13 protein-coding genes are annotated in these 14,579 nt (G+C 72.4%); 9 read left to right on the top strand and 4 right to left on the bottom strand.

Going from position 1 to position 14,579, the window contains the following annotated elements:
- Positions 1 to 41: 41 nt before the first annotated feature.
- Positions 42 to 884 (bottom strand): MurR/RpiR family transcriptional regulator, encoded by an 843-nt coding sequence (locus tag ACFVYF_RS11760; protein ID WP_389454549.1) that lies wholly within the window; start codon positions 882 to 884, stop codon positions 42 to 44.
- Positions 881 to 2,806 (bottom strand): aromatic amino acid ammonia-lyase, encoded by a 1,926-nt coding sequence (locus ACFVYF_RS11755; RefSeq protein ID WP_389454731.1) that lies wholly within the window; start codon positions 2,804 to 2,806, stop codon positions 881 to 883. The genes ACFVYF_RS11760 and ACFVYF_RS11755 overlap by 4 nt, the downstream gene beginning before the upstream one ends.
- Before the next feature lie 142 nt (positions 2,807 to 2,948).
- Here ACFVYF_RS11755 and ACFVYF_RS11750 point away from each other — a divergent pair, with 142 nt between their 5' ends.
- From ACFVYF_RS11750 to ACFVYF_RS11715, 8 genes are all read left to right on the top strand, one after another.
- Complete coding sequence (locus ACFVYF_RS11750) at positions 2,949 to 4,091, top strand: ABC transporter ATP-binding protein (protein ID WP_389454546.1); 1,143 nt, start codon at positions 2,949 to 2,951, stop codon at positions 4,089 to 4,091.
- The gene (locus tag ACFVYF_RS11745) at positions 4,088 to 4,729 is read left to right on the top strand and encodes an ABC transporter permease (RefSeq protein ID WP_389454543.1); all 642 of its coding nucleotides are present in this window, start codon (positions 4,088 to 4,090) and stop codon (positions 4,727 to 4,729) included. Before ACFVYF_RS11750 ends, ACFVYF_RS11745 begins: the two co-directional genes overlap by 4 nt.
- Positions 4,729 to 5,439, top strand: a complete 711-nt coding sequence (locus tag ACFVYF_RS11740) for an ABC transporter permease (protein ID WP_389454729.1) — start codon at positions 4,729 to 4,731, stop codon at positions 5,437 to 5,439. The genes ACFVYF_RS11745 and ACFVYF_RS11740 overlap by 1 nt, the downstream gene beginning before the upstream one ends.
- The gene (locus ACFVYF_RS11735; RefSeq protein WP_389454540.1) at positions 5,436 to 6,368 is read left to right on the top strand and encodes an ABC transporter substrate-binding protein; all 933 of its coding nucleotides are present in this window, start codon (positions 5,436 to 5,438) and stop codon (positions 6,366 to 6,368) included. The genes ACFVYF_RS11740 and ACFVYF_RS11735 overlap by 4 nt, the downstream gene beginning before the upstream one ends.
- Positions 6,365 to 7,789: a purine-cytosine permease family protein gene (locus ACFVYF_RS11730; protein WP_389454537.1), complete on the top strand. Its 1,425-nt coding sequence runs from the start codon at positions 6,365 to 6,367 to the stop codon at positions 7,787 to 7,789. Before ACFVYF_RS11735 ends, ACFVYF_RS11730 begins: the two co-directional genes overlap by 4 nt.
- 102 nt (positions 7,790 to 7,891) lie before the next feature.
- Entirely contained in the window at positions 7,892 to 8,665 is a 774-nt protein-coding gene (locus ACFVYF_RS11725) for a carbonic anhydrase (protein WP_389454534.1), read from the top strand.
- A 128-nt stretch (positions 8,666 to 8,793) separates the two neighbouring features.
- A complete protein-coding gene (locus ACFVYF_RS11720; protein WP_389454531.1) occupies positions 8,794 to 10,407 on the top strand; it encodes a SulP family inorganic anion transporter in 1,614 nt (537 codons plus the stop codon).
- A 19-nt stretch (positions 10,408 to 10,426) separates the two neighbouring features.
- Positions 10,427 to 10,849: a hypothetical protein gene (locus tag ACFVYF_RS11715; protein ID WP_389454727.1), complete on the top strand. Its 423-nt coding sequence runs from the start codon at positions 10,427 to 10,429 to the stop codon at positions 10,847 to 10,849.
- Positions 10,850 to 10,859: 10 nt separating this feature from the next.
- Here ACFVYF_RS11715 and ACFVYF_RS11710 read toward each other — a convergent pair whose 3' ends face one another.
- Positions 10,860 to 11,621 (bottom strand): SDR family oxidoreductase, encoded by a 762-nt coding sequence (locus ACFVYF_RS11710; RefSeq protein WP_389454529.1) that lies wholly within the window; start codon positions 11,619 to 11,621, stop codon positions 10,860 to 10,862.
- 148 nt (positions 11,622 to 11,769) lie between these two features.
- Here ACFVYF_RS11710 and ACFVYF_RS11705 point away from each other — a divergent pair, with 148 nt between their 5' ends.
- Positions 11,770 to 12,624 (top strand): helix-turn-helix transcriptional regulator, encoded by an 855-nt coding sequence (locus tag ACFVYF_RS11705; protein WP_389454526.1) that lies wholly within the window; start codon positions 11,770 to 11,772, stop codon positions 12,622 to 12,624.
- Positions 12,625 to 13,016: 392 nt separating this feature from the next.
- On the opposite strand, the gene ACFVYF_RS11700 is transcribed toward ACFVYF_RS11705, so the two are convergent.
- A complete protein-coding gene (locus ACFVYF_RS11700; RefSeq protein WP_389454523.1) occupies positions 13,017 to 14,411 on the bottom strand; it encodes a cystathionine beta-synthase in 1,395 nt (464 codons plus the stop codon).
- Between the last annotated feature and the right edge of the window lie 168 nt (positions 14,412 to 14,579).

Here is a 14,579-nt window from a genome sequence, read left to right as displayed (position 1 = left end):
CTGCTTGCCGCTTCCTGGCTCACCGCGTCCTGCCACGCCCCCTACTCCACGAAGAGGGAGCGGGCGGCGGCCCGCGCGTCGAACTCCTCCAGCCGCGCCTGCGCGTCCGGCAGGTCGTCGCACATGGCCTCCAGCAGGACGCGGCCGAGCAGCATCGGGGCGCAGGCGGTGTCGAAGGCGAGGCCGGTGCCGACGGCGGCGGGCAGCAGCAGGTCCGACACCTTCGCGACCGGCGCGAAGGCGGAGTCCGCGACGGTGACGACGGTCAGCCCGGCCTCCTTCGCGTAGGCGAGCGAGTCCACGACCTCGCGCGGGTGCCGGGGCAGCGCGAAGCACAGCAGGGCGGTGGCCCCGGCGTGCACGGCCGCGTCGATGCGGTCGTGCAGCATCGTGCCGCCCTCGTGCAGCAGCCGTACGTCCGGATGGACCTTGGCGGCGAAGTACGCGAACCCGTATGCCTGGGAGGCGGCGGCCCGCAGGCCGAGGACCGGGAGGGGCCGGGAGGCGGCGAGGAGCCGGCCCGCGCGGGCCACCGGCCGGGGATCGGCCAGCACCTCGGCGAGATGCTTCAGGTTCTCGATCTCGGCCTCGACGGCCTGCTGGTACTCGTTGTACGAGGCGGTGTCCACGGCGGGCTCCGCGGGGGCGACCTCGCGCAGGTGCTTGCGCAGGGCCGGGTAGCCGTCGAAGCCGAGCGCGACCGCGAAGCGGGTGACGGACGGCTGGCTGACGCCGGCGAGTTCGGCGAGCTCGACGCTCGACAGGAACGGCACGTCGGCGGCGCGCCGCACCATGCTGTGCGCGATGCGCCGCTGCGTCGGCGTCAGCCGGCGTCCCTCGAAGAGCGCCTGCAGCCGCGCGGCAGGGCTGTCGGTCACGCTCATTGCGTGGTCCCCCTCCAGATGTCCGTGAACCGGTCGAGCAGTGCGGCCGCCGTCGTCACGTCGTCCGTGAGCGGCCGGTCGGCCTGGTCCGGGTCGAGTGCCGACTCGGCGAGTTCCAGCGCCCGGCCGACCGGCAGCTCCGGGTCGGGCCGCAGGTCGCGCTGGCGCAAGGCCCGTACGGCGGCGACGAGTTCGCAGCCGACGACGAGACGGTACGCACCGCACGCCCGCAGGGTCTGGCGTGCCGCGAGCGAGGCGAAGCTGGCCTGTTCCTCGACGCCCCGGGAGAGTACAGCGTGGCCGAGCGAGGCGGGCGCGGAGAAGGCACGCAGGTCGCCGAGGGCGGCCCCGGCGGCGTACTCCAGGATCATCACGCCGGAGGACGCGGGCTCCTGGTCGGCGAGGAAGGGGCGCAGCCGGGTGTAGGCGGGCTCGTTCAGCGTCGAGAGCCGCGAGGTCGAGAGGCGGGCGACCTGGGTGACGGCCAGCCTGAAGTGGTCGAGGGCGAGGGCGAGTTGGGCCTGGTAGAAACCGCCGTGGTGGTAGGCGGCCAGGTCCTCGGCGCAGATGAGGGGGTTCTCGGCGGCGGCGTTCATCTCGATCGTGAGGACCTCGTCGAGCGCGTCCGCCGCGTCGTGCGCGGGCCCGTGGATCTGCGGGATGCACCGGAAGCCGTACGGGTCCTGGATCCGCCCCAGGGGCGGGGTGGGCCGGTCGGCGGCCCCGATCAACTCCCGCATGCGCCGGGCCACTTCGGTGGACCCGCGATGCGGGCGGGCGGCATGCACCGGAGCCGCGTACGCCTCGTGCGATCCGTCGACCGCGACCAGCGACAGCGCCGCGACGACCTGCGTGGCGACGATCAGGCCCCGCAACTCGTCCAGCGCGAGCGCGGCCTGCCCCAGGGTCAGGGCGTTGCTGCTGATGAGCGCGAGGGCGTCGTTGTTGTCGAGGGCCTGCGGCGCGGGCGGCGCGCCCTTCACCCGGCCCCCGGAAGCCACCCGTCGAACCCGGTCCCCACCGAGCCCGGCACCCGGCGCCACGCCCTGCGCCCCGCTCCCCGGCCCCGAGGGCCGGTCGCCCCCCGGCGGCACGGCGAGAGCCACCGGGCCGGACGCGACCCCGGGCGCCGAACCGATCGCCGAACCGATCGCCGAGCCGGCCGCCACCCCGGCCGGCACCCCGTCCGGCACCCCGTCCGTCGCCCCGCCCGGCACCCCGTCCGGTGCCCTGTCCGTCGCCCCGCCCGGCACCCCGTCCGCCACCCCGGCCGACACCCCGTCCGGTGCCCTGTCCATCGCCCCGCCCGGCACCCCGCCCGGCACCCCGTCCGGTGCCCTGTCCGGCGCCCCGCCCCGCACCCCGTCCGCCACCCCGCCCGGTGCCCGCCACGGATGCTCCCCCGCCAGCGCCAGCCCCACCTGGGCGAGTGCCGCGATGTCCCCCGTGCCCACGGATCCGAACTCGTTCACCACGGGATACGCGCCGCTCTCCAGCGCCTCGCACAGGGCCGTGACCACGCTGGGCCGCAGGCCCGCCCCGCCGGCGAGGACCTGGTTGGCCCGCACCGCGAGCATCGCCCGGACCTCGCGGGCCGGCAGCTCCGCCCCGATGGCGCCGGCGTGGCTGCGCAGCAGGCGCAGGCCGTGGCCGGCGGCGGCCTCGGTCGGGACGTCCTCGTTCCGGTTGGCGCCGACGCCGGTCGAGCGGCCGTAGACCCTGCCGGTCGCGGCGATCTGCCGGGCCGCGTCCCAGGACTCCTCGGCGCGCTTCATCGCCTCGGCGGCGGGTACGGGACGCGCGACCCCGTCGGCGAGACGCACGACGTCGACGGCGTTGACACCGCACCCGTCCAGGACCACGGGCCCGGCCGCGTCCGGACCCGCCACCGCGTCCACCGCGTCCACGATTCGAGACGACATCACGCGCAAACTCCCCTCAACCGCGACAACGGGTCTTACCGGTCGGCCATAAGTAACCAGCGATTAACGCCGGAGCATTGACAACCTATTCAGACACCGAGAACTCTGCATGACGATATGCAGGCCGGGCAAGGGACACCTCATGATCCAGTTCGACGCGGTCCACAAGCGCTTCCCGAACGGCACCACAGCAGTCCACGATCTCTCCCTGGAGATGCCGGAAGGCGGCGTGACCGTCCTCGTCGGGTCCTCCGGTTGCGGTAAGACGACCACCCTGCGGATGATCAACCGGATGGTCGATCCGACGTCCGGGACCATCCGGGTGGGCGGCAAGGACGTCCTGCGCCAGGACGCGGCCGAGCTGCGCAGATCCATCGGTTACGTCATCCAGCAGTCGGGGCTCTTCCCGCACCGCACGGTGCTCGACAACATCGCGACCGTGCCGCTCCTGCTGGGCTGGGGCCGGAAGAAGGCGCGGGCCAGGGCGGCCGAGCTGCTGGAGACCGTGGGCCTGAGCGCCGACGCGGGCAAGCGCTACCCGCACCAGCTCTCCGGTGGCCAGCAGCAGCGCGTCGGTGTGGCCCGCGCGCTCGCCGCCGACCCGCCGGTCCTGCTCATGGACGAGCCGTTCGGCGCGGTCGACCCCGTCGTGCGCACCCAGCTCCAGGACGAACTGCTGCGCCTGCAGAAGGAGTTGAGCAAGACCATCGTCTTCGTCACGCACGACATCGACGAGGCGGTCCGGCTCGGCGACCAGATCGCCATCTTCCGTACCGGCGGGCATCTGGTGCAGTGCGCCGCACCGGCCGAGCTGCTGGCCCGGCCCGCGGACGACTTCGTCGCCGACTTCCTGGGCGCCGAGCGGGGCCTGAAGCTGCTCTCCCTGACGACCCTGAAGGACGTCCCCAGCACCCCCCTCCCCGAGGGCGGCCCCTGGGAGCTCGTCCTGGACGACGCCCGCAGGCCCCGGCACTGGCGCGCCAAGGACGACGAACTCCCCGTACGGCCGCTCAAGGACACCGACTCCCTGCTCGCGGCGCTCAACGAGTCGATCGCCTCGCCGACCGGCCTGGTCGCCCGCGTCGACGCCGACGGTGCGCTGACCGGCGTCACCTCGCGCGACGCCGTGCACGAGTACGCGGGCCGGGCCCACAGCACGGCGGGCACCGGCACGACGGGCACGGGCACGACGGGCACGGGCGCCGGCACAGCGAGCAAGGTCACCGGCACCGGCACCGGCACCGGCACCGCAGACTCCCCGAGCAGCGAGAGCGCCGCGATATGACCATCGACTGGTCGTGGATCGGCGACCACACCGACGACCTCACCACGCTCACCCTCTCCCACCTCTCCGCCGCCCTGTCCGCCGTCTTCTTCGGACTGCTGGTCTCCCTCCCGCTGGCCGTGCTGGCCCATCGGGTCCGCCCGCTGCGCGGCTTCCTGCTCGGGCTCTCGAACGTCCTGTTCACGATCCCGTCGATCGCGGTCTTCGTCCTGCTGCTGCCGGTCTCCGGCCTCACCCGCACCACCACGGTGACCGGCCTGACGATCTACACCCTGGTGGTCCTGCTCAGGAACACCGTCGAGGGCCTCGACTCGGTCCCGGCGAGGACGAAGGAAGCCGCGAAGGCCATGGGCACCCGCCCGCTGCGCACGCTGCTCACCGTCGAACTCCCCCTCGCCCTCCCGGTGATCATGGCGGGCGTCCGGATCGCGACCGTCATGTCGATCTCGCTCGTCTCGGTCGCCACCTACATCGGCGACGGCGGCCTCGGCCAGCTCTTCACCGACGGCTTCCAGCGCAACTTCCCGACGCCGGTCATCGTCGGTGTCGTCCTGACGCTCCTGCTGGCCCTGGTGGCGGACGCGCTGCTGGTCGCGCTGCAGTACGTACTTACTCCGTGGACGAGGCGGCGAGCCTGATGTACGAACTCTTCAAGAACCTCGGCAAATGGCTGGTCAGCGGCGACCAGTGGGCCGGCACGGACGGCATCGCCCACCGCCTCGCCGAGCACCTCCAGTACTCCCTGCTGGCCACGCTCGTCGCGGCCGCGATCGCGCTGCCGGTCGGCCTGCTGATCGGGCACACCGGCAGGGGCGCGTTCCTCGCCATCAACCTCTCGTCGTTCGGGCGGGCGCTGCCCACCGTCGGCCTGGTGGTACTGGTCTTCCTGGCCAGCGGTCTGTCGATGTGGCCGGTGTACATCGCGCTGGTCGCCCTCGCGGTCCCGTCCATCGTGACGAACACCTACGCCGGAATGACCGCCGTCGACCCGGACGTGAAGGACGCGGCGCGCGGCCAGGGCATGCGCTGGCACCAGGTCCTCTTTCAGGTCGAGTTGCCCCTCGCCCTGCCGCTGATCATGACCGGCCTGCGGCTCGCGCTGATCCAGGTGGTCGCGACGGCCACCATCGCCGCGTACGTCTCCTTCGGCGGTCTCGGCCGCTACGTCTTCGACGGGCTCGCCCAGCGCGACCTCGTCCAGGTGCTCGGAGGCGCGGTGCTCGTCGCCGTGGTCGCCGTCGTCCTGGACCTGGCCCTGAGCGGCCTGCAGCGCTTCCTCTTCCTCCCCCACTCTCGACTTCGCTCGACCGGGGGGACCCCCATCGCACCGCGCAGGGAGAACCCGTGAATCGTCGTACTCTCCTCGGCGGCCTGTTCGCCGCGGCCTCCGTCCCCGCCCTCGCCGCGTGCAGCGGCGGCATCACCTCCCTCGACGGTCAGGGAGGCGGCGGCAGCGGCGGTGGCTCCAGCAAGGGCGGTGTCACCATCGGCACCGCCAACTTCACCGAGAACCAGGTGCTCGGCTATCTCTACGCGGCCGTCCTGGAAGCGGCCGGTGTGCAGACGAAGGTCCGTCCGAACCTCGGCACCCGCGAGATCCTGATCCCCGCGCTCAAGGGCGGCGACATCGATCTGCTGCCCGAGTACCAGGGCGCCCTGCTGCACTACCTCGACCCGAAGGCGAAGGCCACGGAGGAGGGCGAGATGCAGAACGCCCTCGCGATCGCCCTGCCCAAGGGACTCCAGATCCTGCCGTACGGCATGGCCGAGGACTCGGACGCGTTCGTGGTCACCCGGGAAACGGCACAGAAGTACGGCCTGACCTCCCTCGCCGATCTGCGCAAGCAGAACGGCAAGCTCGTCATCGGCGCCGCCGCCGAGGTGAAGAAGCGCCAGGTCGGTGTGGTCGGCCTGAAGGACGTCTACGGCGTGGAGTTCAAGGAGTTCAAGTCGCTCGACTCGTCCGGGCCGCTGGTCAAGGGCGCCCTGAGGAAGGGCGATGTGGACGTGGCGAACCTGTTCACCACCGACACCGACATCCAGGCCAACCACTGGGTCGTCCTCACCGACCCGAAGAACCTGGTCCCGGGTCAGCACGTCGTCCCGCTCATCGCGGACCGCAAGGCCGACTCCACGGTCCGCAAGGCGCTCGCCGCACTCGGCAACGTCCTCACGACGGCCCAGCTCACCGAGCTCAACCGCCAGGTCGACAAGGACAAGAAGGACCCGGAGGACGTGGCGAACACGTACGCGAAGCAGCACGGGCTGGCCAAGTGAGGGCGGGCTCCCTCATCGAGCGGCGCTCCATCGACGTGGTGCCCGACGAGGAGCGCCACGGCACCGCGTTCAGCCAGTTCACCCTCTGGCTCGGCGCCAACCTGCAGATCACCGCCGTCGTCACCGGCGCACTCGCGGTCGTCTTCGGCGGTGACGTGGTCTGGTCGGCCGTCGGACTGCTCGCGGGCAATCTGCTCGGCGGCGCCGTGATGGCCCTGCACTCGGCGCAGGGCCCGAAGCTGGGACTGCCGCAGATGATCCAGTCGCGGGCGCAGTTCGGCGTCCGCGGGGCGGTCGTTCCGCTGCTGCTGGTGATCCTGATGTACGTCGGGTTCTTCGCGAGCGGCAGTGTGCTGGCCGGGCAGGCGGTCGGCGAGCTGACGCACACCGGCGACACGGCCGGCATCGTGCTCTTCGCGCTCGTCACCGCGGTGACGGCGGCCGTCGGCTACCGGGTCATCCACACCCTGGGCCGGGTGGCGAGCGTGATCTGCGCGCTGGCGTTCGTGTACCTGGGCATCCGGCTGCTGGACCGCGTGGACCTCTCCGCCCTGCTCGGCGACGCCCACTTCGACCTGCCCGTGTTCCTGCTCGCGGTGTCGCTGTCGGCCTCCTGGCAGCTGGCGTTCGGCCCGTATGTCGCCGACTACTCGCGCTATCTGCCGCGGACGACGTCGGGCCGGGCGACCTTCTGGTGGACGCTGGCCGGTTCGGCGCTCGGCTCGCAGTGGTCGATGACCTTCGGTGTGCTGGTCGCGGCCACGGCCGGCGAGAAGTTCCTGGCGAGCCAGGTCGGTTACGTGGTCGCCCTCGGCGGCACCGGCCTCGTCGCGTCCTTCTTCTACTTCGTGATCGCGCTCGGCAAGCTGACCATCAACGTGCTGAACACGTACGGCGGTTTCATGTCGATGGTGACGAGCGTCAGCGGGTTCCGCGGCCGGCGGGTGCTGTCCCAGCGCGGACGGGCCGTGTACATCGCTGTGATCATGGCGGCCGGCACCGCGGTCGCCCTGCTCGGCAAGGACAGCTTCCTCTCCTCCTTCAAGGACTTCCTGCTCTTCCTGCTGACCTTCTTCACCCCGTGGTCGGCGATCAACCTGGTCGACTACTACCTGATCTCCAGGGAGCGGTACGACATCCCGGCCCTCTTCGACCCCCACGGCCGTTACGGAGCGTGGCGCTGGGACGCGCTCGGGGTCTACGCGACGGGACTGCTCGCCCAACTCCCGTTCCTCGCCACGAGCTTCTGCACGGGGCCGTTCGTGGCGCCGCTGGGCGGTGCGGACGTGTCGTGGATCGTCGGTCTCGTCGTACCGGCGCTGCTGTACTGGCTGCTCGCACGGCGCCACACGGCGCACATCCCGGAGCGGACGGCGGACGCGCCGCTTCCCGATCAAGAGCCGGTATCGCGGGAGCGATGATCTGACGACGAATCAACCAAGTGTCGTTAAACGGACACTCAGGGTGACATGTGCGTGCGTACGGTGAGTGAGCGCTACAAGCACATCTCCTGAGGGAGCGTCATGCCCTCGAACCGCAGGGCTTTTCTGGCGGCGACCACCGCCACACTCGCGGCGCCCCCGGCTTCGGCCGCCGCCGCGATCACCACGACCCCGGTGGCCACGGCCGCTTCCACGTCGCCACCGGACCCACGTCCGGCTCCCCCACCGGACCGGCTTCCGGGCCCCGGCCCGCGCCCGGCCCCGGGTCCGGGACCGCATCCCCGTCCGGCCGACGCCCCGGCCGCGCTCGCCGAACTGCTCGCGGGCAACCGGCGGTACGCCGCCGGGCGTTCGCGGCATCCGGACGAGGGGCGCGCCCGGCGGCAGGTCCTCGCCGCCGGACAGCACCCCTTCGCGGTGGTCGTCGGGTGCATCGACTCCCGGGTGCCGCCCGAGCTGGTCTTCGACCAGGGGCTCGGGGACCTGCTCTGCATAAGGACAGCCGGCCAGGTGCTCGACGAGGCGGTGCTCGGGTCCATCCAGTACGGGGTGGCGGAGCTGGGCATCCCGCTGGTGCTCGTGCTCGGGCACGAGCGGTGCGGGGCCGTCGCGGCGACGCTCGGGCATCTGCGGACCGGAGCGCCGGTGCCGGGGCATCTCGCCCTGCTGGTGGACGAGATCGTCCCGGCCGCGCGGCGGACCCGGGGCCTGCCCGGGGACTGGGCGGACCACACCGTACGGGCCCACACGCGGTGGGTGCGCGACGCCATCCGGGCGGACCCGGCGTTCGCCCCCGCCACGGTGACCGCCGCCCGCTTCGACCTCGACACCGGAATCGTCGGCCTGCTGCCCTGAGCCGCCGTCACCAGGGCAGCGCCGTCACCGCCGGCCGCGCCCGCCTTCCCCCGCCGCCCGACTGCCCACGGCAGGCCCGCGGACGGCTCCCCCTGCCCCCACGCACCCGAAGAAGTCACGCATCCCCCATGAAACAAACTCCCGCCCTCTCCCGGGCCCTGGCCGTCCTGCCCTCGGTATCCGACCTCCGGTCCATGGGCCGTGCGCCGCGCCGGGACCTCCTCTGCGGGCTCACCGTCGCCGTGGTCGCCCTCCCCCTCGCCCTCGGATTCGGGGTGACGTCCGGACTCGGGGCCGCCTCGGGGCTGGTCACCGCGATCGTCGCGGGGGCGCTCGCCGCGCTGTTCGGCGGTTCGGCGCGGCAGGTGAGCGGGCCGACCGGGGCGATGACCGTCGTCCTGGTGCCGATCGTCCACCGCTACGGCGCCGACGGAGTGCTGACCGTCGGGCTGATCGCGGGCGCATTGCTGCTGGTCCTCGCGTTCGCGCGGGCCGGCGCGGCGATGGCGTACGTGCCCGCGCCCGTCATCGCCGGATTCACCCTCGGCATCGCCTGTGTGATCGCGCTGCAACAGATGCCGTCGGCCCTGGGCGTGCCCGTGCCGCACGGGGAACAGGTCGCGGCGGTGGCGCTGCGGGCGGCCGAGGAGTTCGGCCGGTCACCGCGGTGGCCGGCGCTCGCGCTGTCCCTCGGGGCGGCCGCGGTGATGCTCGCCGGCGCCCGCTGGAAGCCGGGCCTGCCCTTCTCGCTGGTCGCGGTGGCGGCCGCGACCCTGGCGGCGGAGGGCCTCGGCCTGCACGTGACCCGGATCGGCTCCCTGCCGTCCTCCCTGCCCGCCCCCTCCCTCGCCTTCTTCGATCCGGCCCGGGTGCCGTCCCTCCTCGCCCCGGCCGCCGCCGTCGCCGCCCTGGCCGCCCTGGAGTCCCTCCTCTCCGCCTCCGTCGCGGACGGCATGCGCCCCGGTGAACGCCACGACCCCGGCAAGGAACTGTTCGGCCAGGGCGTCGCCAACCTCGCGGCCCCGCTCTTCGGCGGCGTACCGGCGACGGGCGCCATCGCCCGTACGGCGGTGAACGTCCGTACCGGCGCGGTCTCCCGGCTGGCCGCGCTGGCGCACGCGGTGATCCTCGCCGGGATCGTGGCCGCCGCTGCCCCGCTCGTGGCCCGGATCCCGCTGGCCGCGCTGGCCGGCGTGCTGCTCGCCACCGCCGTACGGATGGTGGAGACGGACGCCGTACGGGCCATGGCGCGGGCGACCCGCGGGGACGCCCTGGTCCTGACGCTGACCGCGTGCGCGACGCTCGGCCTTGACCTGGTGCGGGCGGTGCTGCTCGGGCTCGCGGTGTCCGTCCTGCTGGCCCTGCGAGCGGCGGTACGGGGCAGCCGGCTCACCCCGGCCGCGGCCGACGAGGCACCGGGATGCGCGAACGTCACCTACCGCTTCGACGGCCCGCTCCTGTTCGCCGCGGCCCACCGCTTCCGGGCCGGTCTGGCGGAGCTGCACGGGGTCACGGCGGTGGATCTGCGGATGTCGGGGCTCACGGCGGTCGACGCGACGGGCGCGCTGGCCCTCAAGGACGCCGTGGGCGATCTGCGCGACCGGGGCATCGAGGTCAGGATCACCGGGGTCGAGCGGGGTCACCGCCATGTGCTGGAGTCGGTCGGGGTCCTGCCGGCGGGGGTGCAGCCCAGCTCCAACAGGGGGGCTATCCCCAGTGTCACCGGGGTCCCGGCTCCCTAATCTGGGTCCCATGACCGGTATGGAAGCCCCTGACGCCGAACTGAAGAAGGAACTCGACGCCACCCTGCACGCGCGCAGGGAACTGGGCGAGGACTACGAGCCCGCACTCGTCGAGTCGTTCCTGGAGAAGGTCGAGCAGCGCCTCGACGGAGCGGTCGACCGCCGGGTGCGCCGGCAGCTCGCGGAGCAGCAGATGGTGGTGGCCCGCGGCGCCCGCTCACCCCAGTCGGCCGACTCGTGGGGCGAGCGCTTCGGCTTCGGGATCGTCTCGCTCGTCCTCGCGGTCCCGCTGTCCGCGATCGGCGGCGGCGTCGCGGGCCTGCCCGGCCTGTTGGTCGCCTGGGTGGGCATCGTGGGCGTCAACGCGGTCCAGGCCCTGCGCCACACCGGCCTCCCGCTGCGCAGGCCCGGCGAGAAGTCCGGCTCGGACTGGGAGGCGTAGCCCACCGGAGCTACGCCTGAGTGGTCGGCAGGACGATGACCTGCCGCAGGTTGACGCGGGGCGGCCGGCTCGTCACGTACGCGACGACGTCCGCGATCTCCTCCGCCGACAGCGCGTCGATCGCCCCGAACATCCCGTCCAGCTCCTCCAAGAGCCGGGCGTTGTCGATGTGACCGCGCAGTTCCGACTCCGTGAGCCCCGGCTCGATGTTGGTGACCCGCACCCCGCGCGGCCCCAGTTCCGTGCGCAGGGACTGCGAGAGATAGGTCAGCGCGGCCTTGGTGGCGCCGTACACCGCGTAGTTGGGGAAGGCGACGTGCGCGCCGATCGAGGAGATGTTCACCAGGTCCGCGGTGCGCCCCTCGGCGGCCGCGGCGAGCAGATCACCGTTGAACGCGCGGATGACCCTGAGCACTCCGGTCACGTTCGTGTCGAGCATCCGCTGCCATTCGTCGATCCGCCCGCCCTCGATGGGGTTGGGCAGCATCACGCCCGCGGAGTTCACGACCAGGTCGACGCCCCCGTACACCTCGTGGACCCGCTCGACCGCTGCCTGGACCGACGCGTCGTCCGTGACGTCGGCGACCACGGCCAGCGCCCGGCCGCCGTCGGCCTCGATCTTCGCGGCGAGTTCAGCAAGGCGCTCCTCGCGCCGGGCCAGCAGAACGACGCGCGCCCCCTGCGCGGCGAGCAGCCGCGCGGTCGCGGCGCCCATCCCGCTCGCGGCTCCGGTGACGACGGCGGTGCGGCCGGCCAGTGTCTCGTACGACATGTGAGTACTCCCCGAGTTCCCGTCGCCCGGTCTCTCCCGGCGACGAGAACCACCCTGGCCGTCCGCACCTCGGCTACCCAGGGCTGAGCTTTTCCTGGGTCTGCCAGTACCAGGCTGCGTTCCGGCCGCGACCTCTACCATCGAACGCATGGACGGGGATCTCGGGGACTTTCTGCGCTCGCGCCGCGCTCGTATCCAGCCCGAGGAGGTGGGGCTGCCCTCGCACGGACGGCGCCGCGTCCCGGGCCTGCGCCGCGAGGAGGTCGCCCAACTTGCGGGCGTGAGCGTCGACTACTACATCCGGCTCGAACAGGGCCGGGGTGCCGGGGGTGCCGCCCGGACGAAGTCCGGAGGAGTCTCGGACGCGGTCCTGGACGCGATCGCGCGGGTGCTGCACCTGGACGAGACGGAACGGGCCTATCTGCACACGGTGGCCCGCCCGGCCAGGAACCCGGCCCGCCCGGCCGCGCTCCGCGTCCGCCCCGGTGTGCAACTCCTGCTCGACACCGTGGAACAGGCCCCCGCCTTCGTCCTCGGCCCCCGGCTCGACGTGCTGGCCTGGAACACGCTGGGCGACGCGGTCACCGGCTACAGCAGGATGACGTCCGAGGAGCGCAACATCCCGCGCCATGTCTTCCTCGACCCCGCGTCCCGCGACCTCTACCCGGAGTGGCCGGCGGTGGCCGCCGAGTCCGTCGCGTATCTGCGCCTGTACGCGGCCCGCCATCCCGAGGACGCGAAACTGTGCGCGCTCGTCGGCGAACTCTCGCTGCGCAGCGAGGACTTCCGCCGGCTGTGGGCGGACCACCTGGTCAAGGAGAAGACGTACGGCGTGAAGCGCATCCAGCATCCCGAGGTGGGTCTGCTGACCTTCCCGTACGAGACGCTGGCGCTGCCCTCGGAGTCCGATCAGCTGCTCGTGGTCTACACCCCCGAGCCGGGCTCGGAGACGGCCGAACGCCTGGCGCTGCTGGGCAGTTGGGCGACGAGCCGCACGGGGTGACGGGGCGGGGCCGCGAAGGCGGCAGCCAGGAGCCCGGAAGAGGGCCGAAAAGAGTTGGCGCGGGGACCGCCGCACCCCCGTTGCCGGGGGGCGGGACGACGGCGGTCCCCGCGAGGGACGCGTGCCGGGTCAGGGCCGGGCTGGCGCGTCCTTGGCGTCCATGGAGGTCCGGGAGCCGCTCCGGAGGTCCTTGACGCCGTTTTGGTGTCGGCCGGGGCGGGGAGCCGCTCCCGCCCTTGCCGACAACCACCAATGTGCCGGACCCGTGTTAAGCGGGTGCTGCGCGGACGTGACGCGCTCGTACCACTTCCGCGAAGTTCCCCGCCGAAAGGGCCGGAAGATCCCTTTCGGCGCGGAACGGGGGAGATCTCGTCCTGTCTCCCGCGGTGTCACTACTGCCTGGCGCCGCCCTTGGCGAGGAAGGCCAGCAGGTCCTGGCGGCTGATGACCCCGGTCGGCTTGCCCTCGACCAGCACGATCGCCGCGTCGGCGGAACCGAGCACGGACATCAGGTCCCCGACCGGCTCGCCGGAGCCGACCTGCGGCAGCGGCGCCGACATGTGCTTCTCCAGCGGGTCGTCGAGCGAGGCCTTCTTGGTGAACAGGTGGTCGAGCAGCTCCCGCTCCACGACGGACCCCACGACCTCGGCCGCCATGACGTCCGGGTGACCGGCGCCGGGCTTCACGATCGGCATCTGCGAGACGCCGTACTCGCGCAGCACCTCGATGGCCTCGCCGACCGTCTCGTCCGGGTGCATGTGGACGAGCGAGGGGATGTGGCCGCCCGCCTTGTCACTGAGCACGTCGGCGACGCGGGCGCTCGGCCCGGTGTCCTCGAGGAAGCCGTAGTCGGCCATCCACTCGTCGTTGAAGATCTTGCTGAGGTAACCGCGGCCGCTGTCCGGCAGCAGGACGACGACGACGTCGTCCGGGCCGAGCCGCTCGGCCACCCGCAGCGCGCCCACGACGGCCATTCCGCAGGAGCCGCCGACCAGCAGCCCCTCCTCCTTGGCCAGCCGCCGCGTCATCTGGAAGGAGTCCTTGTCGGACACGGCGACGATCTCGTCGGCGACGGTCCGGTCGTAGGCCGTCGGCCAGAAGTCCTCGCCGACGCCCTCGACGAGATACGGCCGCCCGGACCCGCCGGAGTACACGGACCCCTCGGGGTCGGCGCCGATGACCTGGACCCGCCCGTCACTGGCGTCCTTCAGGTACCGCCCGGTCCCGGAGATGGTGCCGCCGGTGCCCACACCCGCCACGAAATGGGTGATCTTCCCCTCCGTCTGCTCCCACAGCTCGGGGCCGGTGGAGTGATAGTGCGACAGGGGGTTGTTGGGGTTGGAGTACTGGTCCGGCTTCCAGGCGCCCGGCGTCTCGCGCACCAGCCGGTCGGAGACGTTGTAGTACGAGTCCGGGTGCTCGGGGTCGACGGCCGTCGGGCAGACGACCACCTCGGCGCCGTACGCGCGCAGCACGTTGATCTTGTCGGTGCTCACCTTGTCAGGGCACACGAAGATGCACTTGTAACCCTTCTGCTGCGCCACGATGGCGAGGCCGACACCGGTGTTTCCGCTGGTCGGCTCGACAATGGTGCCGCCGGGCTTGAGGGCGCCGCTCTCCTCCGCGGCCTCGATCATGCGCAGCGCGATGCGGTCCTTCACGGATCCGCCGGGGTTGAAGTACTCAACCTTCGCCAGGACGGTCGCCTGAATGCCCGCGGTCACGTTGTTGAGCCTCACCAGCGGGGTGTTGCCGACGAGACTGATCATCGAGTCGTGGAATTGCACCGTTGTCTCCGGAGCTGTGTATCAAGGGATGGTTCAGCCAGCCTAAGGCCCCACGTGGGAGGGGGGTCCCACGGTTGCTTCCGGAAGGTGCCGCACACGCCGTTGAGATTGGCCGACCCGCTCTACGGGGCAAGCAGTGGTTGTACGGCTACGAGGAGGTGGCGGCTA

The organism is Streptomyces sp. NPDC058274 (assembly GCF_042881375.1).
Classification (GTDB): domain Bacteria; phylum Actinomycetota; class Actinomycetes; order Streptomycetales; family Streptomycetaceae; genus Streptomyces.
The sequence above is the reverse complement of the archived record's forward strand: the minus strand, read 5'-3'. Positions and strand labels throughout refer to the sequence as shown.